The organism is Mesorhizobium sp. P3_A2, from assembly GCF_056403115.1.
In genome coordinates this window covers 17,901-40,431 of sequence record NZ_JBFUGC010000011.1, presented here as the reverse complement: position 1 = coordinate 40,431, position 22,531 = coordinate 17,901, and the positions used below count along the sequence as shown (strand labels likewise).

At 61.6% G+C, this 22,531-nt stretch carries 27 protein-coding genes; 21 read left to right on the top strand and 6 right to left on the bottom strand.

Annotation, left to right across the window (positions count from 1 at the left end; all coding sequences use genetic code 11):
* The first annotated feature begins 430 nt into the window (after positions 1–430).
* From AC1DXM_RS23760 to AC1DXM_RS23715, 10 genes are all read left to right on the top strand, one after another.
* Positions 431–643 (top strand): Flp family type IVb pilin, encoded by a 213-nt coding sequence (locus AC1DXM_RS23760; protein WP_477236735.1) that lies wholly within the window; start codon positions 431–433, stop codon positions 641–643.
* Between the two features lie 95 nt (positions 644–738).
* A complete protein-coding gene (gene cpaB / locus AC1DXM_RS23755; protein WP_477236733.1) occupies positions 739–1,776 on the top strand; it encodes a Flp pilus assembly protein CpaB in 1,038 nt (345 codons plus the stop codon).
* A gap of 53 nt (positions 1,777–1,829) precedes the next feature.
* Positions 1,830–3,275 carry a type II and III secretion system protein family protein gene (locus AC1DXM_RS23750; RefSeq protein WP_477236731.1) on the top strand — a complete coding sequence of 482 codons (1,446 nt, stop codon included), beginning with the start codon at positions 1,830–1,832 and terminating at the stop codon, positions 3,273–3,275.
* Between the two features lie 4 nt (positions 3,276–3,279).
* On the top strand, positions 3,280–3,558 hold the full coding sequence (locus tag AC1DXM_RS23745) for a hypothetical protein (RefSeq protein WP_477236729.1): 279 nt from the start codon (positions 3,280–3,282) through the stop codon (positions 3,556–3,558).
* Between the two features lie 69 nt (positions 3,559–3,627).
* Positions 3,628–5,088 (top strand): TadE/TadG family type IV pilus assembly protein, encoded by a 1,461-nt coding sequence (locus AC1DXM_RS23740; RefSeq protein ID WP_477236727.1) that lies wholly within the window; start codon positions 3,628–3,630, stop codon positions 5,086–5,088.
* Positions 5,089–5,092: 4 nt separating this feature from the next.
* A complete protein-coding gene (locus tag AC1DXM_RS23735) occupies positions 5,093–5,590 on the top strand; it encodes a TadE/TadG family type IV pilus assembly protein (protein WP_477236725.1) in 498 nt (165 codons plus the stop codon).
* Positions 5,584–6,219 (top strand): TadE/TadG family type IV pilus assembly protein, encoded by a 636-nt coding sequence (locus tag AC1DXM_RS23730; RefSeq protein ID WP_477236723.1) that lies wholly within the window; start codon positions 5,584–5,586, stop codon positions 6,217–6,219. Before AC1DXM_RS23735 ends, AC1DXM_RS23730 begins: the two co-directional genes overlap by 7 nt.
* On the top strand, positions 6,216–7,379 hold the full coding sequence (locus AC1DXM_RS23725; protein WP_477236721.1) for a CpaE/TadZ family protein: 1,164 nt from the start codon (positions 6,216–6,218) through the stop codon (positions 7,377–7,379). The genes AC1DXM_RS23730 and AC1DXM_RS23725 overlap by 4 nt, the downstream gene beginning before the upstream one ends.
* Positions 7,363–7,962, top strand: a complete 600-nt coding sequence (locus tag AC1DXM_RS23720) for a L,D-transpeptidase (protein WP_477236719.1) — start codon at positions 7,363–7,365, stop codon at positions 7,960–7,962. The genes AC1DXM_RS23725 and AC1DXM_RS23720 overlap by 17 nt, the downstream gene beginning before the upstream one ends.
* Positions 7,959–8,552: a hypothetical protein gene (locus tag AC1DXM_RS23715; RefSeq protein WP_477236717.1), complete on the top strand. Its 594-nt coding sequence runs from the start codon at positions 7,959–7,961 to the stop codon at positions 8,550–8,552. Before AC1DXM_RS23720 ends, AC1DXM_RS23715 begins: the two co-directional genes overlap by 4 nt.
* 218 nt (positions 8,553–8,770) lie before the next feature.
* Here AC1DXM_RS23715 and AC1DXM_RS23710 read toward each other — a convergent pair whose 3' ends face one another.
* A complete protein-coding gene (locus tag AC1DXM_RS23710) occupies positions 8,771–9,157 on the bottom strand; it encodes a hypothetical protein (protein ID WP_477236715.1) in 387 nt (128 codons plus the stop codon).
* A gap of 131 nt (positions 9,158–9,288) precedes the next feature.
* Positions 9,289–9,588: a hypothetical protein gene (locus AC1DXM_RS23705; RefSeq protein WP_477236713.1), complete on the bottom strand. Its 300-nt coding sequence runs from the start codon at positions 9,586–9,588 to the stop codon at positions 9,289–9,291.
* Between the two features lie 143 nt (positions 9,589–9,731).
* On the opposite strand from AC1DXM_RS23705, the gene AC1DXM_RS23700 reads away from it, so the two are divergent.
* Both AC1DXM_RS23700 and AC1DXM_RS23695 read left to right on the top strand, forming a co-directional pair.
* On the top strand, positions 9,732–11,147 hold the full coding sequence (locus AC1DXM_RS23700; RefSeq protein ID WP_477236711.1) for an ATP-binding protein: 1,416 nt from the start codon (positions 9,732–9,734) through the stop codon (positions 11,145–11,147).
* A 228-nt stretch (positions 11,148–11,375) separates the two neighbouring features.
* A complete protein-coding gene (locus tag AC1DXM_RS23695; protein ID WP_477236709.1) occupies positions 11,376–12,398 on the top strand; it encodes a glycosyltransferase family 4 protein in 1,023 nt (340 codons plus the stop codon).
* 6 nt (positions 12,399–12,404) lie between these two features.
* Here the strand turns inward: AC1DXM_RS23695 and AC1DXM_RS23690 are convergent, their stop codons facing one another.
* The 3 genes from AC1DXM_RS23690 to AC1DXM_RS23680 all read right to left on the bottom strand — a co-directional run bounded on the left by AC1DXM_RS23690 (position 12,405) and on the right by AC1DXM_RS23680 (position 13,903).
* Positions 12,405–12,764, bottom strand: a complete 360-nt coding sequence (locus tag AC1DXM_RS23690) for a tRNA-binding protein (RefSeq protein ID WP_142869237.1) — start codon at positions 12,762–12,764, stop codon at positions 12,405–12,407.
* A 19-nt stretch (positions 12,765–12,783) separates the two neighbouring features.
* The gene (locus AC1DXM_RS23685; RefSeq protein ID WP_006202532.1) at positions 12,784–13,284 is read right to left on the bottom strand and encodes a type III secretion system chaperone family protein; all 501 of its coding nucleotides are present in this window, start codon (positions 13,282–13,284) and stop codon (positions 12,784–12,786) included.
* A gap of 316 nt (positions 13,285–13,600) precedes the next feature.
* Positions 13,601–13,903 (bottom strand): accessory factor UbiK family protein, encoded by a 303-nt coding sequence (locus AC1DXM_RS23680; RefSeq protein WP_023711152.1) that lies wholly within the window; start codon positions 13,901–13,903, stop codon positions 13,601–13,603.
* Between the two features lie 168 nt (positions 13,904–14,071).
* On the opposite strand from AC1DXM_RS23680, the gene AC1DXM_RS23675 reads away from it, so the two are divergent.
* From AC1DXM_RS23675 to AC1DXM_RS23660, 4 genes are all read left to right on the top strand, one after another.
* A complete protein-coding gene (locus AC1DXM_RS23675; RefSeq protein ID WP_477236706.1) occupies positions 14,072–14,233 on the top strand; it encodes a hypothetical protein in 162 nt (53 codons plus the stop codon).
* Positions 14,234–14,293: 60 nt separating this feature from the next.
* Complete coding sequence (locus tag AC1DXM_RS23670; protein ID WP_477236704.1) at positions 14,294–14,533, top strand: BrnA antitoxin family protein; 240 nt, start codon at positions 14,294–14,296, stop codon at positions 14,531–14,533.
* 103 nt (positions 14,534–14,636) lie between these two features.
* The gene (lgt, locus tag AC1DXM_RS23665) at positions 14,637–15,521 is read left to right on the top strand and encodes a prolipoprotein diacylglyceryl transferase (RefSeq protein WP_477236702.1); all 885 of its coding nucleotides are present in this window, start codon (positions 14,637–14,639) and stop codon (positions 15,519–15,521) included.
* Positions 15,518–16,606, top strand: coding sequence for a class I SAM-dependent methyltransferase (locus AC1DXM_RS23660; protein ID WP_477236700.1), 1,089 nt, complete (start codon positions 15,518–15,520; stop codon positions 16,604–16,606). Before lgt ends, AC1DXM_RS23660 begins: the two co-directional genes overlap by 4 nt.
* A gap of 75 nt (positions 16,607–16,681) precedes the next feature.
* Here AC1DXM_RS23660 and AC1DXM_RS23655 read toward each other — a convergent pair whose 3' ends face one another.
* Positions 16,682–17,581, bottom strand: a complete 900-nt coding sequence (locus AC1DXM_RS23655; RefSeq protein WP_477236698.1) for a hypothetical protein — start codon at positions 17,579–17,581, stop codon at positions 16,682–16,684.
* 151 nt (positions 17,582–17,732) lie between these two features.
* Here AC1DXM_RS23655 and pgeF point away from each other — a divergent pair, with 151 nt between their 5' ends.
* The 5 genes from pgeF (at position 17,733) to AC1DXM_RS23630 (ending at position 22,512) form a co-directional block, all read left to right on the top strand.
* Positions 17,733–18,527 carry a peptidoglycan editing factor PgeF gene (gene pgeF, locus AC1DXM_RS23650; RefSeq protein WP_477236696.1) on the top strand — a complete coding sequence of 265 codons (795 nt, stop codon included), beginning with the start codon at positions 17,733–17,735 and terminating at the stop codon, positions 18,525–18,527.
* Positions 18,527–19,678: a M24 family metallopeptidase gene (locus AC1DXM_RS23645; RefSeq protein ID WP_477236694.1), complete on the top strand. Its 1,152-nt coding sequence runs from the start codon at positions 18,527–18,529 to the stop codon at positions 19,676–19,678. The genes pgeF and AC1DXM_RS23645 overlap by 1 nt, the downstream gene beginning before the upstream one ends.
* 54 nt (positions 19,679–19,732) lie before the next feature.
* Positions 19,733–20,335 (top strand): hypothetical protein, encoded by a 603-nt coding sequence (locus AC1DXM_RS23640; protein WP_477236692.1) that lies wholly within the window; start codon positions 19,733–19,735, stop codon positions 20,333–20,335.
* 159 nt (positions 20,336–20,494) lie between these two features.
* Positions 20,495–21,430 (top strand): ribose-phosphate pyrophosphokinase, encoded by a 936-nt coding sequence (locus tag AC1DXM_RS23635; RefSeq protein WP_142869247.1) that lies wholly within the window; start codon positions 20,495–20,497, stop codon positions 21,428–21,430.
* Between the two features lie 110 nt (positions 21,431–21,540).
* Entirely contained in the window at positions 21,541–22,512 is a 972-nt protein-coding gene (locus tag AC1DXM_RS23630) for a Bug family tripartite tricarboxylate transporter substrate binding protein (protein WP_477236690.1), read from the top strand.
* Positions 22,513–22,531 lie beyond the last annotated feature (19 nt).

Here is a 22,531-nt window from a genome sequence, read left to right as displayed (position 1 = left end):
CAAGGCGACCGATACTTACAACATAGTTAAAAACGGCTTTCGGAAATAGACGCTTTATCTTTCCTCAAAGCGGCCTTCCGCCGATCCTCACGGAACCTTTCGGTACGCAACAAGCCGTGCACCTCTGGAAGCCATCTCTAACCCACTAGATATAAACGAATATGCAGGACCGCTAATTCATTTGTGCCGTAACCGCACCGTGGCGGAATTGTGAATGAATGGTTAAGACGACTTGAAAAATCAAGCGAATCAAGATCTTGTCAAAATCTAAGCCACTTGTGATCAGGTATTCGAAGGTTAAGGAACCGTTAATCCGTTTGACTCTGCTTTTTGGTGGGACCTAGGATTGAGGTGACGGGGGATGCTTGGGTATGGGGTTCATCCTTGGCTCTGTCTCGTCGGGTTGAAACCTCCAGAGGGAGAAATTGACATGAAAAAGCTCATGGCGATGACCCGGCAGTTCCGCGACGATGAAAACGGCGCTGCTATGGTCGAATATTCTATCTTGATCGGCATCATCGCGGTGGCCGCTATCGGCTTCATCATCGGCATTGGTTTCTGGGTCACGGGCCGTTTCAGCGGCCTTTGCGACGCCATGAACAACTCCGGCGTCGGAAGTTGCTCCAGCGGTGCCGGTTCTTGATCGTTTGATCGACATCAGGCCCGGGTTATCCAACCCGGGCCTGAATTCAGTCGTGGCGGGCGAATTCCCGCTCTATTGGTTGGGGGCTTGGGGTTATGCGCGCCAACACGCTTATTATGATAGTCCTCGCCGGCGTCTTCGGAGTGCTGGCGGTCGTGCTGATCAACATCTGGCTGGCTGGCCAGCGTAGTGCCTTGGCTCAATCAAACGGCACAGGCAATACGATCGTTGTCGCGGCACTGCCACTTAAGTTCGGCGACACGTTGAGCGCCGACAAGTTGCATGAGATAGCCTGGCCCGCGGGCGCAGTCCCGGCCGGAGCGTTCAAGACCACCAAGGAAGCCTTGGCCGGCAGTGGCGCAAGGCAGGCACTGCAGGCGATCAGCACCAATGAGCCGATCCTCGCCAGCAAGATCACCGGTCCGGGCCAACGCGCCACGCTTTCGGCCGTACTTGGCGAAGGCATGAAGGCCGTATCCATCCGCGTCAACGACGTGCTGGGAGTAGCCGGCTTCGTCTTCCCGGGCGACCGGGTTGATGTGCTGCTGACGCGCTCGGTACGCGGCGATGACGGTGCGGACAAGAGTTTTGTCGACGTTCTGCTGCAGAGCATGAAGGTGCTCGCCGTCGACCAGGTCGCCGACGTGAGCAAGGACAACCCGACGGTGGTTAAGTCGGTGACGCTCGAAGCCAGCACAAAGGACGCCCAGAAACTGACGCTGGCTGCCGGCGCGGGGCAGTTGTCTCTTGCACTGCGCCAGGCCGCCGCCAGCAAGGGCGAGACGACCGAGCGCATCACGCTTTCCGACCTGAACGGCGAGACGCCGGACGATGTCGCAAAGAGGCAGGCCGAACTGGACAAACAGGCCGCAGCCGACGCCGCAGCCGCCGCCGAACGCCAGCGCGCGGATGACAAGATCGCCGGATTGGAAAAGGCCGTGGACAGGGTGGGAAACCAGCTCGACCAGTTGAGCAAGGTCAAGCCGGTTCCGGCCGTGGTGACGGCACCCGCATCAAACGAAGTCGTAAAGGAAGTTATCAAGTATTTGGAGCCTGCACCGCCGAAGAATGTTACAGTGGGCGTGTTTCGCGGCGTGAAGCTCGAATCCTATGACGTGCCGCGACAACCATAAAAGGACGCGCGGCGAAGCGGGGGCTGCCGGCGGCAGCAGTTTGGGAGATGGGGATGCAGGGGTTTTGGATGAGGGTAGCGGCGGCCGCGCTGTCCTGTTTGGCAGCGCAGCTGACTTCGAGCCTTGGGGCTGAAGCAGCCGATCGCTTCATCGACGTATCGAACCCGAGCGTCCATCGCATCTTCCTGCCGATGTCGCAGTCGGTGACCCTCCAGGTGAGCGCCAATCTCGGCGATATTGTTGTCGGCGACGAGAAGATCGCCGATGCCCAGCCGATGACCGACCGCACGCTTTATGTCATCGGCAAGAGCGCCGGCACCACAACGGTCAATCTCTTCTCCCCGGAAAAGCGCTCGCTCGGTGTCATCCAGATCGAGGTCGGCGTCGACGTCAGCGACATGGCGCAGGCGATCCGGCAGGTGGCGCCCAGGGCGCGCATCGAAATCGGTTCGATCAACGGCAAGGTCAGGCTCGGCGGTCACGTCAAGGATGGCGCCACGCTGGCGTCGATCCTGGAAGTGGTGCAGCAGTATGGCCCCGACGCGATCATAAATTCCGTCATCGTCGACGACAGCCAGCAGGTCAATCTCGAGGTCCGCGTGCTGGAGGCCAAGCGCAACGCCGGCCGCGATCTCGGCGTGTCGATCAGGAGCACGAACGGCAGCGGCACGACACGCGCCGCAACCGGCATCGCCACCGTCGACAAGGACAATATAGTGCTCGGCCCGGGCGATATACTCACCGGCCTGCTGTCGACCAGCAATCCCTTCGCGGCTCTGATCACCCGCGTCATTGACAGCAACATCAAGGTCGACCTGATCATTGAAGCGCTTGAGGCCAAGGGCGTCGTACGCACGCTTGCCAATCCCAACCTGACAACGCTTTCCGGCGAGCCGGCCAGCTTCAACGCCGGCGGCGAAGTCCCTATCCGTGTCGTCGGCAATGATGGCGAGGTAACCATCACGTACAAGCAGTTCGGCGTTAATCTGCTGTTCACGCCGGTCGTCCTCGACGACGGCAAGATCCATATGAAGCTGGCGCCGGAAGTGAGTGACCTCACCGGTTTCACCAGCGCCGGCGACCCGATCTTCACCAACCGCAAGCTTGATACCGTCGTCGAACTGCGCGACGGCCAGAGCTTCGCGGTTGGAGGGCTGCTGTCCAGCAAGACCACCAAGCTGCAGGAACAGGTGCCGTGGCTCGGCCAGGTGCCGGTTATCGGGACGCTGTTTCGAAATTCGAGCAACCAGAAAGAAGAGACCGAACTGGTGGTCATCGTCACGCCGCACGTGGTGCGGCCGGTCAAGCCCGGCGAACAGCTGGCGACGCCGTTCGACAAGACGCGGCCGGCCAACGATCCGGAATTCTTCGTGCTCGGTCAGCTTGAGGTGAACAAGGATATGATCCGAAAATATGAAACGGGCGACGGCGTCACCGGCCCCTATGGCCACATGCTGGACTTCAAATCGAAGGACAAGATGCTCTATGTCAAGAAATAGCGCCTTGATCCTCATTCTGTGCGCCGGTGCACTATCGGGCTGCGCCGCCGACTATCTGAACCACTATGACACGGTGACCCTGGCCGCCGGCGACACGCAGAAATTCAATTCGCTGCTGCAGACGGTAGATCCGTTCAATCCGAACGCGAAGAACACACATATCGAAGGCGACGGCGCGCGGGCTGCCGCTGTTGCCCAAGGCTACAAATTTCCACCGCCACCGCCGCCACCGCCTGCGATCACGGTCAATGTAGGCGGGGCGGTGAACAACGGAGCGAATTGAACAGAAGGATGCGGTTGCGATGCGCTGGGTGAGCGAGGGGCCCGGTGCAAGGAAGCAGAGAGTAAGGTCATGTTGGGGACCATTAGGGCGTTCTGGAACGATCAACGCGGCATAGCGATGATCCTTGTCGCAATCATGCTGCCCGTTCTGGTTGGCTTCGCGTTGCTTGCCATCGACATGGGCCGCGCCACCGGGCTGCATAATGATCTTCAAAAAGGTGTGGACGCGCTTGCGCTTGCAGCAGCGGCGGAACTCGACGGCAATTCGGATGCGATCACCCGGGCCAACCGGGCGGTAACCAATCTTCTCGCCAACACAACGAAGTTTTCGACCGCAGGCGACCACACGCTTGCCCTATCTGACGTTACTGTAACGTATTTGACCGGAATACCCGCCAGCGACAGCACGACGCTAAGCGCCGCCGGCGTCGACTCCAACGGGGTGACCTGGGCCAGCACGGACCCCAAGGCTGTGAAATTTGCCGAAGTGACGGTCAACGCCTCCGGTCTGGCGGACGGCGCGGGCGCTTTCGAAACCATCTTCCCAGCCAGCTTCGTCGGCAGCAACAACAGGATGGACTTGCAACCGCAGGCGGTTGCCGGGTTCACCAATGCATTGTGTCAGTTCACGCCGATGTTCATCTGCAATCCTTATGCGTCGCTTGGCGCCCTGCAAACGGCGGTGTCTGGAACACAGAAGCCGATGATCTGGCTCAAGGAGCAGACCGGCGGCAACAACGCCCAGTATTTCCCCGGCAACTATGGCTTCCTGTCATCGCCGGAGGGCGACAAGTCGACGCAAAAACTGACGGAAATGTTCGCGGTGACCAGTCCGGCCGCCTGCTACGACCAGAGCGGCGTGACGACCCGCCCGGGCAACATTCCTCCCGTAAACGACGGGATCAACACGCGTTTCGACATTTATCCCAATGGCAACAGCGGCAAGTTGGTCCCGGCCGAAGCTCCGCCGGCCCCGAATGTCCGAAAGGGCATGTCAGTGAAGAAAACCGGCAACAATTGCATCTATGAAGTGCCCAGCAACCCTGCACAGTACAAGGCGCTGCCCAGGGACAATTGCTTTGGCTCGGGCACTTGCACACAGGCGGGTGTGCTTGGCGATGGTTTATGGGACTTTTCAGGGTACTGGACCGTCAACCATGGGAATGCCGCCACTACCGGGGTGTTGACCGCGTGCGGCGCAAACCCCAGCCGCTACTGTGTCTACAAATACGAAATCAACAATCCGACTTTGAAGAGCGGCCAGGAGAAGACACCTCCTCAGTGCAACACGACGACCCAGACAGCGGACCGGCGGCTTCTCTATGTCGCGATTATCGACTGCGCGGCCAACGTAGTTAAGGGTGGTAGCCAGACCCTGCCAGTGCAAGCCTTCGCCAGCGTGTTCGTTACCGAGAAGGCCGGAGGGTCACCTAACGCCGATATCTATGGCGAGATCCAGGATATCAGCACTACCGTCGGCCAAGGCACGCTGAAGAAACTTCAGCGCAACGAAGCGCAGCTTTACCGGTAGAACCATGCTGGTCACGCTCAGGAAAATCATTCGGCATTTCAAGGGCGACGAGGATGGCGTCGTCCTGGTCGAGATGGCGATCGTCACACCATTTGTGCTGCTGTTGGCCGCCGGCGTGTTCGAATTCTCGAACGTGCTGAACACACGCATGCTCCTTGACGCCGGCGTCAAGGATGCGGCCCGCTATATGGCGCGCTGCAGCAGCGACTGGGACACTTGTTCGGGGTATGCAAAAAACCTTGCAGTGAATGGAGCCATATCTGGCGGCAGCGCAAGAGTGACAGGATGGACTACAGACGAAGTCACCATCAGCAAGTCATTATCTACTCCAGCGATTGATGCCGGCACCGGTACTGAGCTCTACCTCAGCAGCACCGCCAACGTCGATGTGGTGCAGGTCAGCACATCATACCCGTACGCGGGTGTGGGGTTCTGGTCTTATCTCGGTTTCGGTCAGATCAGCCTATCGGTATTCCATCAGGAGCGTGTCCTCGGATGGTGATGCTGCGGCGCAAATTCTGGGCAAGCGAGTCCGGCGCGACGATGGTCGAGATGGCCATCGCCATGCCGCTGCTGCTGACGCTGCTGCTCGGCTTCGTCGACTTCGGCTATGCCTTCTACCAATGGAACGCCGCCAACAAGGCAGTGCAGGCCGGAGCACGGCTGGCGCAAATCTCCGGTCCGGTCGCCAGCGGGCTTTCACTCGAGGCAAAGACGCCGAGCGACTCGCTGGACGTCGGCAAAGCGGTCCCGGCCAACACGTATAATTACATCTGCACGGCCAGTGCCGCGGGAGTTGCCTCCTGCACCTGCGGAACGGGCGCTACGTGCCAGGACCTCACGGCGAGTCAGGCTGCTTTTGACTTCATTTACACTGGCAGCGGCAGCCGGGCTGGAATGCACACGTTCTTGCCGATGCTTGCAAAGTCCGAGGTGAGGATACAATACCAGGCCTCAGGCCTTGGATATTGGACGCGTCCGAATGGCCCTGTACCAACCATCACCGTCAGCATCACCAATCATCCCTTCCAATTCTTCTTCCTGGGCGGACTGCTCGGATTCGGAAACCTCACCATGCCCTCCATGCTGAGCACGGTTACGGGCGAAGATTTGAAGAGCACCTATCCATGAATGCCATCAACACCAAGGTTACACCGACCAAGCGAAAGCAGGTGGCGCTGTTCTCGTCGGATCCGAACTTCAAGCGCGAAGTGACGACACGGCTCGATGCGCTGGCGATCTACGACGTCAGGGTTTCGGATACCGGCGACTTTCTCAGGGGTCCGCCCGCAGACACGCGCCCCGGCATCGTCATCCTCGACCTCGGCAAGGGCGAGTTGCTCGGCAGGCCCGACATCGTCGAAGCGCGCGCCCTTTGGGCAACCGTGCCGCTGATCGCGGTCTCCGACGAGCTGTCGTCGGAACAGACGCGCGTGCTGGTGCGCATGAACGCTTCGGACTGGCTGCACAAGCCGCTCGACGGCAAGGAGCTGCTGAACGCAGTGACCTTCCACGACACCGGCAACCAGGGCACCAAGAGCCGCATCATCACCTTCATCAGCGCCAGCGGCGGCGCCGGCGCCACGACGCTTGCTTTGTCGGCGGCCGAATTCCTGGCGTCGAAGTCGACGGAACGCGGGGCCTCCACCTGTCTGGTCGACCTCGATTTCCAGAGCGCCAATTGCGGCGCCTACCTCAACCAGTTCAACCAGTTCGACCTCGGCGGCATCATCGGCCAACCGGAGAGGCTCGACGTCGAGCTGATGGATGTCATCAAGCTCTCGCGTCCGTCCGGGCTGACGCTCTATTCCTTCGAGAGGCCGCAATTGCCTTTCGAGCCGCAGGGCGCCGATTTCGTGTTTCGTCTGCTGGACCTCGTCGCCTACCGGTTCGACGACATCGTCATCGACCTGCCGAACATCGAGACGCGCTGGCACAATTCCGTGCTGTCGACGAGCGATGAGATCTTCATCGTCTTCGAACTCAACGTCGCCTCGCTGCGGCAAGGCAAGCGGCTCTACAAGAAGATCCGTGAATTGCGTGGCAATGCTGTAAGCATCACGCTGGTCGCCAACAAGCACAAACGCAAATGGTTCGGGAACCACTTTTCGCGCAGCGAACTCGAAAAGATTTTCAAGGCGCCGCACATCAAATCGGTCGCGCTGGACAATGCGCTTCTGGCAGATGCGTTGAACCGTGCTATCCTGCCTGCCGAGGTGGATGGGCGCGCGCGCTTCAACAAGGACTTGAAGCGGATGTTCAAAGAGCGGCTTGATGACGCTGCCAAATAAGTATCGGCCAGGTAGGAATCGGATTGGCCCGGGATTGGCCTGCGTCGTGGCCATGGCGCTGGCGATGTCGGTCCAGGATTTCGCCAGCGCGCGATCGGCACTTGCGGATCGGCCGCCGCTGCCGGCAATGGGGCCCAGCCTGCGCAAAACTGTCGCCTTTGAAACCACGGAACAACCCGGAACGATTGTTATCCGCAAGGGCGAGAAAGCGCTTTATCTGGTGACCCGACAAGGCCAGGCGCTTCGCTATCAGATCAGCGTCGGCCGCGACGGATTTGGCTGGACCGGGGTCGTCAAGGTGGGGGCCAAGACCGAATGGCCGGAATGGCGCCCGCCCCGCGAAATGCGCGCCCGCCAGCCGGAATTGCCGCAAATGGTGCCTGCCGGCCCCTACAATCCACTCGGCGCCAGGGCGCTCTATCTGCTTCGGGACGGGCGTGACACGCTCTATCGGATACACGGAACCAACGACCCGTCAGGGGTTGGCTTCGACGGAACATCGGGGTGTTTTCGCCTCACCAACACCGATGTGATCGATCTCTTCAAACGCGTCGCGATCGGCGCAAAGGTGGTGGTTCAATGACGATGATCAGCGAACCGGACATGCCGGCTATTGAGATTGGGACAGCAACCCGCGTTGCAGAGCAGGCTGCAGTTGGGAAACCGAGCGACAAGAGCATTATCGGCGCGGTCATCATCGGCACGTCCCTGATCACCCTGGTGAATATAATAGCCGCGGTTTATCTCTACCGCGGCATCAGCGATATGCGCTTTTTGGAAGGGCGCTTGGAACAACTCGGGACGTTCGAACAACGAATCGGGGGCCGACTGGATACGGTCAACAACGGTTTTCAGAGCCGATTTGAAAAACTGGACAGTCAACTGCAGAGCAGCTTCGGTGAGATCAACAGGAGCATAGCCCGGCTGGAACAGAACCAGCCCCTTGCCCGTGACGACGTCATGTCGAGCGCAGCGGAACCTTCGATGGTCGCGGCCAACGCCGTGGCGGAGGCACCCGCCGCTGTCGATGGTGAAGACGCGACCGAGCCCAGCGTGGTCAATGCGCCGCGTGCTCCGAAAAAGAGGATCGTCGCTACAGCGCCTGCCCCAAGCCCAAACTACCAGCGCATAGAACAGGCCGACGGCAAGGTTTACTACAGAAAGATCAACTAGGGCAATTCCAAGAAAAGTGTGACGCGGTTTTTTGCGGTCGCCGTTCCGTGAAACGGCGAAACGCTCTAGCGCTGGAAGACGTGGTCTGCCTTAGTAATCTCGCTGCAGAGCAACAAGCCTCGCGGCCAGCGCTTCGGACCGCTGTCGGGTCTCGCTCAGGAAGGCAACATGACAGTAGGCGCATGCTGTCAGACCCAGAAACAGCACAAGGCTGTTCTTCAAGGTGAAATCGGGGGTACCGTGAACGAGGCGATCGTGCTCGCTGTTTCGGAATGGCTGGTGACGGCGATCATCAACCCGGCAAAAAGCAGGGCGACATGATTTGCAAGGAAGAAGAAGGCAGCCGACTTTCTTGTGCGGCACGCCGTCCAGCAAACGATCGACGCGGCGGCCAGGATGGAGGCATCAACGACCATCGACGCTCCCAGATAGAGATCGATCTGTTGCCAGAACATCGTCGACAGCGGCCTTAGTTCAAGCCAGATCCACCACATTGTGGGACTGGCCGGATAAGCCCCCAGCAAGAAGGCCGCCATGCGCTCCCCCGCCAGGATCAGCAGGATCAGAGCTGGGAAGGCAAAGAGCATTACCGACTTGCGCTTCATGTCACCCTCGACAATCTGGCATTCAAGATAGATTGCATAGATTGAGCGAGGCTTAACGGAGCGTTGGTGGTCCTGCGGCAGCGTGGCCAGCGGCGCATGGCAGGCTGCATGTCAGAAAGAGCCATTCGCCATCAGTTGTTTTGGCTGAGCACGAGCGTCACCACCTTCGGCTCGACTCGTTGCAGACATCGTTCCGGAATATTGGGCCACATCGCCTTGGCGCATCCCTCGTTTTCGCCTGGCGCCGGCGCCAGCGAGAGTTCTGAGCTACGGGCTTCCTCGGCGGTCGACAGGAATACCTGTGTAGCCAGCGCAGTCGCCATGGATACCTGGACGAAGATAAGGGCGTAGGCAAATCGTCTGATCATCCGCTCGTAACGCTCGATCCGCGAAGTGGTTCCAACGCAACGCACCGGTGAACCCTTGATCACGATACTTGCGATTCCGTGCCTGCTGGTCGTCGGCCGCCATGCCACGGCTGTTCCAGAACGGCTCGGCGTGGAATAGAATGCCGCTGACGGTCGCCGTTTGGCCATAGACGAGTGCCATCGACGAGCGACCAGCGGAAGGACACATGGCGACCACGCAACTGGAACGGCCCGAACATGGCGGCTTCGGCACGCGCATATTACGCGCGCTGAAAGCCATGCCGCGCGCCTGGAACCGGTTCTGGCGCCTGGTCGCGCTCTATATGCCGAAGCGGCTTTATGCCCGCTCGCTGATCATCGTCATCGCTCCGATGATCCTTCTGCAATCGGTTGTCGCCTTCGACTTTATGGAACGCCACTGGGCAACGGTGACGCGGCGCTTGTCGCAGGCCACCGTGAGCGACATCGCCGCCATCATCGACATGATCGAGACCTATCCGCACGACGGCGACTACGCCAACATCATCCGCATCGCGCAGGACCGCATGCAGTTGAAAGTCGACCTCCTGCCGCCCGACCCGCTGCCCGCGCCCGGACCCAAGCCCTTCTTCTCGATCCTGGACGATGTCCTTTCGACCGAGATCACCCGCCAGATCAACCGCCCGTTCTGGATCGACACCGTCGGCAATTCCAACATCGTCGAGGTGCGCATCCAGCTTGAGGGCAAGGTGCTGCGCGTCTTCGTACGCCGCAGCCAGGCCTATGCCTCCAACACCCACATCTTCCTGATCTGGATGGTCGGCACCTCGCTGGTGCTTTTGACGATCGCCATCCCCTTCCTGCGCAACCAGATCCGGCCGATCCTGATGCTGGCCGAGGCCGCCGAAAGTTTCGGCAAGGGCCGGCCGATGCCGCGCGACTTCCGCCCCCGCGGCGCCGAGGAGGTTCGCCGCGCCGGCTTTGCCTTCATCCAGATGCGCGAGCGCATCGAACGCCAGCTGGAACAGCGCACCGCCATGCTGACCGGCGTCAGCCACGATCTCCGAACCATCCTCACCCGCTTCAAGCTGCAGCTGGCGCTGGCCGGCGGCAAGCCCGAAACCAAGGCGGCGCTCAACCAGGACATCGACGACATGCAGTCGATGCTGGAAGGCTATATCGCCTTTGCCCGCGGCGAAGCGTCGGAAGATGCCGGCCATTTCGATCTCGATGCCTATTTCCAGAAGCTCGGCGAGGAGGCGTCGCTGCACAAGCGCAAGCTGTCGACCGTGCTCGCCGGCGATCCGGACGTGCATGTGCGCCCACACGCTTTTGCCCGGCTGTTGTCCAATGTCGCCGGCAACGCCTTGCGCTATGCCAAGACGGTGGAGATCAGCGCCAATCACGGCCGCGGCTCGCTGGTCGTGACCATCGATGACGACGGTCCGGGCATTCCGCTGGAAAAGCGCGAGGACGTGTTCAAACCGTTTGTGCGGCTCGACGAGGCGCGCAACCTCGACGCCAGCGGCACCGGCCTTGGCCTCTCCATCGCCCGCGACATTGCCCGCAGCCATGGCGGAGACATCATGCTGGACGACAGCCCGCTCGGCGGCCTGCGGGCCGTGATCACGGTGCCTGCCTGATCAACGCATGATCCCCTAAGGCGGCTCGGCCAAGAACCACCTTCATCCGCACGTCATGAAATCATGGTCAAGAGCGCGCATGAAGCGCGCGACCTCAGTTGATTCGGCTCAGCCGCCTCACTTCGACCTCGTGCCTGCCCGGGTACGCTGGAGCGAAGCGAGGGCAGCCGCGTGGGTGCCGTTCCGCCATCGCATCAAGGCAACCGACGATCCGAGCAAAGGACCGCCATGCGCATCCTGATGGTCACCGACGCCTGGCGCCCACAAGTCAATGGCGTCGTCCACACGCTGGAGCGGCTCACCGAAACGCTGAAATCCTTCGACGTTGCGGTCGACTTCCTGACCCCGAACATCTTTCGCACCTTGCCCTTGCCGACCTACCCCGACATAAGGCTGGCGCTGACCACGCCCGGCCATGTCGCGCGGCTGATCGAGGCACGCAAGGCCGACCACATCCACATCGTCACCGAGGGACCGCTCGGCATCATGGCGCGCCGCTATTGCCGCAACGCCGGCCGTCCCTTCACCACCAGCTATCACACCCGCTTTCCCGAATATCTCAGCGCCCGCCTGCCGGTGCCGGAGAGCTGGGCCTACCGCTGGCTGCGCGATTTCCACAATTCCGGACAAGGCACGCTGGTTGCCACACAGTCGCTGGCCGACGATCTCGCCGCGCGCGGCTTCAACAAGCTCAGGCCGTGGACGCGCGGCGTCGACACCCACCATTTCCGCCCGGACAAAAAAAAGGACCTCGGCTTTCCCGGCCCGGTGTTCCTGTGCGTCGGCCGTGTCGCCATTGAAAAGAACCTGAGCGCCTTCCTCGATCTCGACCTGCCCGGCAGCAAGGTCATCGTCGGCGAGGGGCCGGAACTGGCCAAGCTCAAGGCGAAATATCCGCAGGCGCATTTCCTCGGCCACCGTCCGAACGACGAACTGGCCGAAATCTACGCCTCTGCCGATGTCTTCGTTTTCCCGAGCCGCACCGACACGTTCGGCAACGTCATCATCGAGGCGCTGGCCAGCGGCACGCCGGTCGCCGCCTATCCGGTCACCGGACCGATCGACATTGTCGGCGACGGCATCGGCGGGGCGGTGTCGACCGATCTGCGCGAGGCCGCGCTCGCCGCGCTAAACGTCGACCGCGCCGAGGCGCGCGAACGCGCCATGCGTTACAGCTGGAAAGCCTGCGCCGAAATGTTCATGGACACGGTGGAAGAGGCGCTTGGCACCAAGCGGAAGCTTGCCGCCTAGGGGCAGTTAGAACAAGCGCCCGCCGTCCGGCACCTTGCGCTCGATGGCGCCCAGCACCACGGCGCCCTCTTCGTCGGGAAAGCCGAGCGTCAGCACTTCGGACATAAACGGACCGATCTGGCGCGGCGGGAAATTCACCACCGCAAACACCTGCCGGCCGATCAGCGTTCCCGGCGCATAATATTTGGTGATCTGCGCCGAGGATTTCTTCACGCCTATATCGGGGCCGAAATCGATCTTCAGCTTGAACGCGGGCTTGCGCGCTTCAGGGAAAGGCTCAGCCTCGACAATGGTGCCGGCACGGATGTCGACACGATCGAAATCGGCAAAGCTGATCTCGGGCTTGCGCGCGCTGCTCGAACTCATCTTCTTTTCTTAGCGACGATCAGGCGTTGCCATAGGTCTCGAACAGGACGCCGGCCAGCGCATCCTTGGCCGAGGTTCCCGACCAGACGACGAACTGGAAGGCCTGAAAATAGCATTCGCAGGCTTCCAGCGCCGACGACAAAAGCACCTCGACCTGCTGGCTCGACGGCTCGACCCCGCCGGCGAGCAGCAGCGACTGGCGAAACATGATCGCGCCCTCCTGCTCCCACAGGTCGAAATGGCCAAACAGCATCTGCTCGTTGATCAGCGACAACAGCCGCATCACTTCCAACGCACGGGCTTCCGGCACCTTGATGTCAAACGCGCAGGCCAGATGCAGCGCCTCGAAATCCTCCATCCACGAGAAAGAGACGTGATAGTCGGTCCAGCTGCCGGCGACCGAGATCGAGATTTCGTCATCGCCGGCCCGCTCAAAGGACCAGTCATTGTTATGGGCCACCTGCTCGATGACATCCACCGGGTGGATTTCGCGGGAGAATTCGAGTTCGAGAAGTTCCATGGAATGCTTCCTGTGTTCAGGGGAGCGCCACACGCTCCGCGGGGCACACACGACGAACAATCTTGTCTAGAACTCGGACGGCCAGGACTTCACGACACAAAGACCCCGGACCGGACCCCACCGCCCGGCCGCATGACCCTGCTCCGAATCATGCAACAAATTCAGTCTATTGATCGGGAGTCGCGTGAACAGCCTAATTTTTCGCACTGCGTCATCCGCATGTGGAAAGGCGCTGTCACAAAGATTCATGCATCGCCGGTAAACGATTCACGGCAAAGCACTTTTTCGGATTGCGCTTTGTGGAAAAGTTTAAAGATTATTTTTTTGCTTTGGGCTTTGCCGCCGCCGCAGGTGCGGCCTGACCGGTCAATTCGGCAAGCCTGGCCTCGAGCGCATCGATGCGCGCGGCCAGCCTGGTGTTTTCTTCGCGCGCCTTTGCGGCCATGTCGCGGGCAGCCTCGAACTCCTCGCGCTGCACCACGTCCATGGTGTTGAGGATGCGCTCGGCCTGCCCCTTGAAGGCAGTCTCCACCTCGCGGCGCACGCCTTGCGCAGCACCCGCGGCATCGGTCATCAGCTTGGCGAATTCATCGAGAATGCGGTTCGGTCCGGTCGACATGGCAAATCCTCGCTTGCTGGGATTGACGTAGTGGCGCCGCGCCCGGAATGCAAGAACGTTGAAGCTGGTGCGGCTTCATGTCGGATTCGATTTGCCCTACGGTCCGGGCCGATAAATTGCTATTATCGCAAGTGAACTCTTGGAAGGACGATAGCCAGGATGGTCAGCGTGGACTTGGGGAAGCGCCTTGCAGCACTTGATGCAGCCCTTGCCAAAGGCATTTCGGATGCCGATGCCGGCCGGGCTAAGCTCGGCGACGAGGTGCTGGACAGGCTTGAAGCCAAATACAAGGCAATGGCAGAGGCTGATCATCACGGACCGGTCGCCTAAGCATGATTTTTCCTCGCGACCTGCATCAAGCAACGAGTCGCTCTCACTCAGGATCAACCGATGGCAACGCCTCCGCGCCGACCGACAAATCCGATGGAAGCCGCTGAAGCTGCCTTCAAGCCAATCAAAAAACCGGCGCAACCAATTCGCGAACATGCCGCCGCGCCGAACGTCAGGGAACTTGTGTCGATCAGGATCGATCGCGCCGTGCTGGATCACTTCCAGGAAGATGGTCCCGGCTGGCAGGACAGGATCAACGACGCGCTCAGGCAATTGGTCGCCGGCAAGCCGCAGAGTTGAGCCCTCCATCTGCGGCATCAAGGCAACCATCACCTTGCCTTGACCCCGCCAAAACCCTGCCGCATGGTCCGCGCCCGAACGCGAGCCCTTCCGGGAGACCCTGTTGAACGACTATTTCCTGCTGCCGATGGCGTCGCTGCCTTTCCCCAACATTGACCCGATCCTGGTCCAGATCGGCCCGCTGGCGGTGCACTGGTACGGCATTGGCTACATCGTCGGCATCCTCTTCGCCTGGTGGTACGCCAAGCGGCTCGTCACCAACACCAGGCTGTGGCCGGACGGTGTCTTGCCGATGAAACCCATCGATCTCGATGATTTCATCGTCTGGGCCGCCGTCGGCGTCGTGCTTGGCGGGCGTACCGGCTACGTGCTGTTCTACGATCTCAGGCGCTACATCGACCATCCGTTCGACATTCTCGCCATCTGGCAGGGCGGCATGTCGTTCCATGGCGGTTTGCTCGGCGTCATCCTCGCCATGACGCTGTTTTCCATCAAGCGCGGCATCCGCACATGGTCGCTGTTCGACGTCGTGGCGGCCGGCGTGCCGGTCGGTCTCGGTCTCGTCCGCGTTGCCAACTTCGTCAATGCGGAACTGTGGGGTCGCGTCACCGATGTGTCGTGGGGCGTCGTCTTTTGCAACGAGCGCCTCCAGCAGACGGTGGCGGGCTGCGTCGCTGGCCTCGAACCGCGCCATCCGAGCCAGCTCTACGAGGCCTTGCTTGAGGGCCTGGTGCTGTTCCTGGTCCTGCGCTTCCTCACCCATTCGCGGCTGAAGCTGAAGACACCGCGCTTCGTCGGCGGCGCCTTCATCTGCGGCTACGGGCTGTCGCGCATCTTCGTCGAGTTCTTCCGCGAGCCCGACCAGCAACTCGGCTATCTCTTCGGCGGCTGGCTCACCATGGGCATGGTGCTGTCGCTGCCGATGGTGCTCGCCGGCATCTGGGCGATGGCCACCGCCAGGCCGGCGCCGCAGCCACAGCCGGCATGACACGGCTGAAAACCCGTATCGTCGACCTGATCGGTGCGCTCGGCCCCCTTCCCGTCAACGAGTACATGGCGCTCTGTCTGTTCGATCCCAGCGATGGCTACTACACGACGCGCGAGCCGTTCGGCGCCGAGGGCGACTTCGTCACCGCGCCGGAGATCAGCCAGATGTTCGGAGAGCTCGTCGCCGTCTGGCTGTATCAGGCCTGGTCGGCGATCGGCCGGCCGCTGCCGGTCACCATCGCCGAAATCGGCCCCGGCCGCGGCACGCTGATGAAGGACATACTGCGTACCCTGGCGCGGCTGGATTCCACACTCGCAGCCGGTGCGTCCTTCGCCCTGATCGAGACCAGCCCGCGCCTGACTGAAATCCAGAAGCAGACGCTTGCCGACAGCTCAGCCGAGGTCGGCTGGCACGAAACCATGGCCACGCTGCCGCAGGCGCCGCTGCTGATCGTCGGCAACGAATTGTTCGACGCGGTACCGATCCGCCAGTTCATTCGCGCCGGCGCCGGATGGCGCGAACGGATGATCGGCCTCGATGTGTCAGATGAATTGACCTTCTTCGCCGGCGCCGGCTCGGTCGACGCGACGCTGCTGCCGGACAATGCCGCCGAGGCGCCGGAAGGCTCTATTTTCGAAGTAGCACCGGCCCGCGCGGCGCTGATGGCGGCCATTGCCGAACGCATAGCCGGCCACGGCGGCGCCGGGCTATTTCCTGACTACGGCCATCTCCAGCCCGGTTTCGGCGACACATTGCAGGCCGTGCGCAAGCACGCTCCCGAAAACGTGCTGGCCAATCCCGGCGAAGCCGATCTCACCGCCCATGTCGACTTCGCAGCGCTGGCCGCCGTCGTGCGCGCGCATGGCCTCGATGTGGAATTGACCACGCAGGGCGACTTCCTGCTCTCCATGGGCTTGCTCGAACGGGCCGGCCTGCTGGGTAGCCAGGCAAGCGAGGAGGCAAAACAAACCATTACCGACGCCGTCGAGCGCCTGGCCGGCCCCGACGCCATGGGTACGCTGTTCAAGGTCCTGAAAATCTTGCCGCACAACAGGCTGACAAGAGCAATTCCAGGAAAAGTGTGAGCGGTTTTTCGTCCGGAATTGCGTCAACACAAAGAGATAGAGCGGTTCGCCGTTTCCGTGAAACGGTGAAACGCTCTAGAGGTCGTTTACAAGCCGCTCCGCCACACCGCCAAGGTAGGTCTCCCAGACATGATCGCACATAACCCGGCGATAGTGCCGCGTGCTGATCAGGCCGCGATACGAAGCGCCGCCGACATGAAAGAAGCTGTTGTCCAGCATGCGATGGTCGACCTCGATGCCGCCGAGCTTCAGGCTGATCGTGGTCTTCCCGGCATTGACGATATTGCTGTCGTCCAGCCTGTCGCGCAGCATCGGCCAGTTGCCGCCGCCAGTATCGAGCCCGGTGTCGAAGCGCGGCGTGAAGTCGAGCTCGAGGTCCTCGACGACGGAAAAGCGAAAGAAGCAAAGCCCCGCCCAGAAATACCATCCCGGATGGCCTCGCTTGGCGGGATATTTGGTGCCGTAGGCGTCCTTGCCCTCCATGCGCGTGGCTATATCGAGGGCAACCACCGGAAAGCAGTCATGGTCGAGAAAGCCGAACAGGTCGGGCCGCAGCGGGCGCACGATGTTATGGAAGACCCAGTTCATCGAAATGCCATGCGACCGGTTCGGATTCCATTCGGGATTTCCCGGCAGGCCGAAATAAGCAATGCCGCGCCGCCGGCAGATGGCCTCGATCGCCTGCCGCGCCGTGGGCCTGGACGAATTGTCGATGACCACCAGCGTCATCCCGCTCGAATAGGTCAGCCATGCCTTGGTTAGCGCATCGATGACCCAGGGCGTGTTGTAGGCGATGGAGAAGCAAAAATGCCGCGCGCCGGTTCGCCGCAACTCTTTGGCAAATTCCGCCCCCGACGCTGCATTGCGTGAGCGGAAATAGCCTTTCACCAGCGCGTTGCGAAAATCCTTCGCCTTGCGCACCTGCCGGTTCTGATGGATCTTTCGGATCAGGCTTTTGACTGGATTCCAGCCCATGCACTTTCGCCCGCCCCGGAAATTGTCTGGCCATTGCCTATAGTCGAATGCCCGCTTTTCGCCAACTCGGAGCCAATGCGGCATGGCTGCCGCACTGGCTTGGCCGAACTTCGCCTTGACGAAAGCGCTGGCGCGGACAACAAACCCATCCATGCTGAATCAGACCAAACCGGATCCTGTTCGCTCGCCGCTGCTGGAAGCGGCGAAGCCGCGAGGCATCCGCCATGGCTACTTCACCCGTATCGGCGGTGTCTCCAGCGGCATCTACCAGGGGCTCAACATCGGCACCGGCTCGGATGACGACCAGACGCTGGTCGCCGAGAACCGCCGCCGCGTCGCTGCCTGGATGGGCGTGCCGGCCAGCCATCTCTTGACTGCGCATCAGGTTCACTCGCCCGACGTCGTCATCGTGAACGAACCCTTCCCCGGTCCACGGCCCAAGGCCGACGCCGTCGTCACCGGCCGGCCGGGCATCGCCATCGGTGCCTCGACAGCCGATTGCGGCCCGGTACTATTCGCGGATGCCGAAGCGCGCATCATCGGTGCGGCGCATGCCGGCTGGAAGGGCGCTTTCACGGGCGTGCTTGAAAACACCATTGCGGCGATGGAAAGCCTCGGCGCCCGCCGCGAGCGCATCGTTGCTGTTCTCGGTCCTTCCATCGGCCCTGAAAACTACGAAGTCGGTCCGGAATTCGTCGCCCGTTTTGTCGAAGCTGATGCCGAAAACATCAGCTATTTCATCCCTTCGGCCAATCCGGGGCATGCGATGTTCGACCTCAACCTCTACACGGTCGACCGGCTGAAGAAGGCCGGCGTGACCGCCGAGGGGCTTGGCCGCTGTACCTATGCCGAGGAGGATCTCTTCTATTCCTACCGGCGCACGACGCATCGCAAGGAACCGGACTACGGTCGGCAGGTTTCGGCAATTGTTTTGGAGAATGAATAATGGCGCTGCATTTCGAACGCTCGGAGTTTGACGCCCGGCGTGACCGGCTGATGATCGAGATGACCGAGAAGAAGCTCGACGCAGTGCTGCTCTTCGCCCAGGAGAGCATGTACTGGCTGACCGGCTACGACACGTTCGGCTTCTGCTTCTTCCAGTGCCTGGTGGTAAAGGCCGATGGCTCGATGGTGCTTTTGACCCGGTCGGCCGATCTGCGCCAGGCGCGCCACACCTCGATCATCGACAAGATCATCCTGTGGACCGACCGCGACGGCGCCAATCCGGCGATCGACCTGCGCAACCTGCTCAACGACCTCAATCTGCTCGGCGCCCGCATCGGCGTCGAATACGACACCCATGGCCTGACCGCCTTCAATGGCCGCCGCGTCGACGAGCAGTTGCAGACCTTTGGCCAGATCGCCGACGCCTCCGGCATTGTCGGCCGGCTGCGCCTGTTCAAGAGCCCGGCCGAAATCGCCAAGGCCGAAAAAGCCGCCAACCTGTCCGACGACGCGCTCGACGCGGCCCTGCCGCTGATCAAGCAGGGCGGCGACGAAGCATTGATCCTGGCCGCCATGCAGGGTGCGGTCTTCGCCGGCGGCGGCGACTATCCGGCCAATGAATTCATCATCGGCTCGGGCGTCGACGCGCTGCTATGCCGCTACAAGGCCGGGCGCCGCAAGCTGACCAAGAACGACCAGCTGACGCTCGAATGGGCCGGCGTCTTCCACCACTATCACGCGCCGATGATGCGCACGGTACTGACCGGCAAGGTCTCGAAGCGCCATCAGGAGCTGTTCGACGCCGCCCGCGCCGCCCTGCTGGCGGTCGAGAAGGCGATGACGCCGGGCAATACCTTCGGCGACGTCTTCGACGCCCATGCCCGCACGCTGGAAGCGCACAATCTGACCAAGCACCGGCTCAACGCCTGCGGCTACTCGGTCGGCGCCCGCTTCACCCCGTCCTGGATGGACATGCCGATGTTCTACCAGGGCAATCCCGAGCCGATCGCGCCCAACATGACGCTGTTCGCGCACATGATCATCATGGACTCCGAAACCGAGACGGCAATGACGCTTGGCCGCACCTACCTGACCACCGAATCCCAGCCGAAGCCGCTTTCACGCCATGATCTCGACTTGATCGTACAGTGAATCCATAATGACTGGTCCACGCGGGCGCGTTCACGGCTAAGGAGTTTCGGGCAGATGAGACGATCGCGTGTGACGACCGTGTCATGGCTCGCGGCGCTGGTGCTGGCCGGTTGCACCAACGCCAAGGACGTCCTCGAACCGTCCGCCATCACGCCGCCGGCAGCCTCTGCCCAACCGGCCCAGCCTCCGTCGGCAACCCCAGGCACCGCGCCAGCTGGCACGCCCTCGCCGCCGGCCGTCGGCGCCACAACACCCGCCAATCCCGCGCAGAGCGCCGCCGCCCTGTCGAAGACGCGGTTGCAGATCGCGCCGATCGTCGGCGCCTCGGTGGAAGCGGCAACGCCGCTGACAGCCGAACTCCAGACCCGCGCCAGGCAGCGCGGCATCACCCTTGCCGGCAGCACCGATCAGACAGCCACCCATGTGCTGAAGGGCTACTTCTCGACCATGACGGAAGGCAAGGACACCACCGTCATCTATGTCTGGGACGTCTATGACCCCGCCGGTAACCGGCTGCACCGCATCAACGGCCAGCAGAAGGCGGCCTCAGTCAGTGGCGCCGAAGGCTGGCCCGCCGTCGCCCCCGCCACCATGCAGGCAATCGCCGACCAGACGATCGACCAGTTCGCGGCCTGGCTCGGCAGCAGCGCCGGCTGATCCGCCTGTTACCGGTATTCGTCATACGTTGACGTTTTTGAGATTAGCCGGCGGAATCCGGTTGACGAGGCTTGCAATACCGGCGCGGCTCGCTAAAAGCCCGGTTAAGAGGCTTTCGAGAGTCTGTCGGGCCTCTCCATCCTTCGCCAGGAACGGTGCATGAAGCTTTTCGCGGGCAATTCCAACCGGGTGCTGGCCGAAGCGGTCGCCCGCTATCTCAACGTCCCGCTGGGGAAAGCTAGCGTCAGACGTTTCGCCGATCAGGAAATCTTCGTCGAAATCCAGGAAAACGTGCGCGGCGAGGATGTCTTCATCCTGCAGTCGACCTCATTCCCGACCAACGATCATCTGATGGAACTGCTCATCATGATCGACGCCTTCATGCGCTCCTCGGCCAAGCGCATCACCGCGGTCATCCCCTATTTCGGCTACGCCAGGCAGGATCGCCGGGCGTCGGGCCGCACCCCGATCTCGGCCAAGCTGGTCGCCAACATGATCACCCGCGCCGGTGTCGACCGCGTTTTGACGCTCGATCTCCATGCCGGCCAGATCCAGGGCTTTTTCGACATTCCGACCGACAATCTGTTCTCGGTGCCGGTGATGGCCCGCGACGTGAAGGCGAAATACAAGCAGCTTGCCAATGTCGTCGTCGTCTCGCCCGACATCGGTGGCGTGGTGCGCGCCCGTGCGCTGGCCAAGCGTTTCGACGCCCAACTGGCCATCGTCGACAAGCGCCGCGAACGCCCCGGTGAATCCGAAGTCATGAACATCATCGGCGCGGTCGCCGGCAAGGATTGCCTGTTGATCGACGATATCGTCGATTCCGGCGGTACGCTGTGCAACGCCGCCGACGCGCTGCTTGCCAACGGCGCCACCAGCGTCACTGCCTACATCACCCATGGCGTTCTGTCGGGCGGCGCGGTGGCCCGCATTGCCGGTTCGAAGCTGCAGGAACTGGTTATCACCGATTCCATCCAGCCGACGCAGGGCGTGCTCGACGCCCCGAATATCCGCGTCATCTCCATCGCCGACCTGATGGGCGAGGCGATCTCGCGCACGGCGACCGAAGAGTCGGTTTCGAGCCTGTTCGACTAAGCGGACGCACACATTAGCGACCCGTAATCTGCGTGGTTGCGGGCACCAGACGTTTCTCCTGACGCGCTCATCGTGGCATACTGCCCCTCCAAACAATGGAGGAGTAGCAGATGCGGCGTAGGACTTTGCTCGGGCTTGCGGTTTCCATCGCGGCCGCCTTTTCGGCGCCGGCGGCCTGGGCCGCCGATTTCCCGGATCGGACCATCACAATGGTCGTCCCCTTTTCCGCCGGCGGCTCCACGGATCTGGTCGCGCGCCTCGTCGCCAACAAGATGTCCGAAAAACTCGGCCAGCAGATTGTCGTCGAAAATGTCGGCGGCGCCGGCGGCAGCATTGGTGCTGCCCAGGTCGCCCGGGCCGAACCGGACGGCTACACAATCCTCATGGGCACGGTTGCCACACACGCGCTCAACCCTCTGATCCTGAAGACAAAGCCCTATGACGCGGAGAAGGATTTCGCGCCGATATCGCTGCTTGTCCTGGTACCGAACGTCCTGGTCGTGAACCCGGAGTTCCCCGCCAAGGACGTCAAGGAACTGATCGAGATGCTGAAGAAGGACCCGGACAAATATGCCTACGCCTCATCAGGCAATGGCACCCCGCTGCATCTCTCCGGCGAACTTTTCAAGACGATGGCCGGCGTCAGCATGCAGCACATTCCCTACAAGGGCGCCGGACCGGCCTTGAACGACGTCATCGGCAATCAGGTGCCGATGATGTTCGACAACCTCCCGTCCTCGTCGGGCCATATCAAGAGCGGAACACTGAGAGCGCTCGGCGTTACCACCAAGGAGCGCGTTCCCTCCTTCCCTGACATACCGGCCATTGCCGAGACCATCCCCGGCTATGAAACCTACAGCTGGAACGCTCTGTTCGCACCCGCAGGCACGCCGCCGGAGGTGATCGCTGTTCTTCAGAAGGCGGCAGTTGAATCCCTGAAGGATCCGGACGTGGTTGCCCGCATGGCCCAGTTCAGCGCCTCGATCGTGGCCTCCACCCCGGAAGAGCTTGGCGCGCATGTGAAAGCCGAGCTCGCCAAATGGGAGCCGATCGTCAAGGCCAGCGGCGTCCAGATGGACTAAAAGCAATTCCAGGAAAAGT

Bases quoted from the DNA above. Each gene is read 5' to 3' on its own strand.
- AC1DXM_RS23700 (WP_477236711.1), top strand. From the start codon at position 9,732: ATGGCGACCACGCAACTGGAACGGCCCGAACATGGCGGCTTCGGCACG.
- cpaB (WP_477236733.1), top strand. From the start codon at position 739: ATGCGCGCCAACACGCTTATTATGATAGTCCTCGCCGGCGTCTTCGGA.
- AC1DXM_RS23760 (WP_477236735.1), top strand. From the start codon at position 431: ATGAAAAAGCTCATGGCGATGACCCGGCAGTTCCGCGACGATGAAAAC.
- AC1DXM_RS23670 (WP_477236704.1), top strand. From the start codon at position 14,294: ATGGCAACGCCTCCGCGCCGACCGACAAATCCGATGGAAGCCGCTGAA.
- AC1DXM_RS23735 (WP_477236725.1), top strand. From the start codon at position 5,093: ATGCTGGTCACGCTCAGGAAAATCATTCGGCATTTCAAGGGCGACGAG.
- AC1DXM_RS23730 (WP_477236723.1), top strand. From the start codon at position 5,584: ATGGTGATGCTGCGGCGCAAATTCTGGGCAAGCGAGTCCGGCGCGACG.
- AC1DXM_RS23715 (WP_477236717.1), top strand. From the start codon at position 7,959: ATGACGATGATCAGCGAACCGGACATGCCGGCTATTGAGATTGGGACA.
- pgeF (WP_477236696.1), top strand. From the start codon at position 17,733: ATGCTGAATCAGACCAAACCGGATCCTGTTCGCTCGCCGCTGCTGGAA.
- AC1DXM_RS23630 (WP_477236690.1), top strand. From the start codon at position 21,541: ATGCGGCGTAGGACTTTGCTCGGGCTTGCGGTTTCCATCGCGGCCGCC.
- AC1DXM_RS23640 (WP_477236692.1), top strand. From the start codon at position 19,733: ATGAGACGATCGCGTGTGACGACCGTGTCATGGCTCGCGGCGCTGGTG.
- AC1DXM_RS23695 (WP_477236709.1), top strand. From the start codon at position 11,376: ATGCGCATCCTGATGGTCACCGACGCCTGGCGCCCACAAGTCAATGGC.
- AC1DXM_RS23685 (WP_006202532.1), bottom strand. From the start codon at position 13,284: ATGGAACTTCTCGAACTCGAATTCTCCCGCGAAATCCACCCGGTGGAT.
- AC1DXM_RS23750 (WP_477236731.1), top strand. From the start codon at position 1,830: ATGCAGGGGTTTTGGATGAGGGTAGCGGCGGCCGCGCTGTCCTGTTTG.
- AC1DXM_RS23635 (WP_142869247.1), top strand. From the start codon at position 20,495: ATGAAGCTTTTCGCGGGCAATTCCAACCGGGTGCTGGCCGAAGCGGTC.
- AC1DXM_RS23710 (WP_477236715.1), bottom strand. From the start codon at position 9,157: ATGAAGCGCAAGTCGGTAATGCTCTTTGCCTTCCCAGCTCTGATCCTG.
- AC1DXM_RS23655 (WP_477236698.1), bottom strand. From the start codon at position 17,581: ATGGGCTGGAATCCAGTCAAAAGCCTGATCCGAAAGATCCATCAGAAC.
- AC1DXM_RS23645 (WP_477236694.1), top strand. From the start codon at position 18,527: ATGGCGCTGCATTTCGAACGCTCGGAGTTTGACGCCCGGCGTGACCGG.
- AC1DXM_RS23690 (WP_142869237.1), bottom strand. From the start codon at position 12,764: ATGAGTTCGAGCAGCGCGCGCAAGCCCGAGATCAGCTTTGCCGATTTC.
- AC1DXM_RS23725 (WP_477236721.1), top strand. From the start codon at position 6,216: ATGAATGCCATCAACACCAAGGTTACACCGACCAAGCGAAAGCAGGTG.
- AC1DXM_RS23660 (WP_477236700.1), top strand. From the start codon at position 15,518: ATGACACGGCTGAAAACCCGTATCGTCGACCTGATCGGTGCGCTCGGC.
- AC1DXM_RS23680 (WP_023711152.1), bottom strand. From the start codon at position 13,903: ATGTCGACCGGACCGAACCGCATTCTCGATGAATTCGCCAAGCTGATG.
- AC1DXM_RS23720 (WP_477236719.1), top strand. From the start codon at position 7,363: ATGACGCTGCCAAATAAGTATCGGCCAGGTAGGAATCGGATTGGCCCG.
- AC1DXM_RS23740 (WP_477236727.1), top strand. From the start codon at position 3,628: ATGTTGGGGACCATTAGGGCGTTCTGGAACGATCAACGCGGCATAGCG.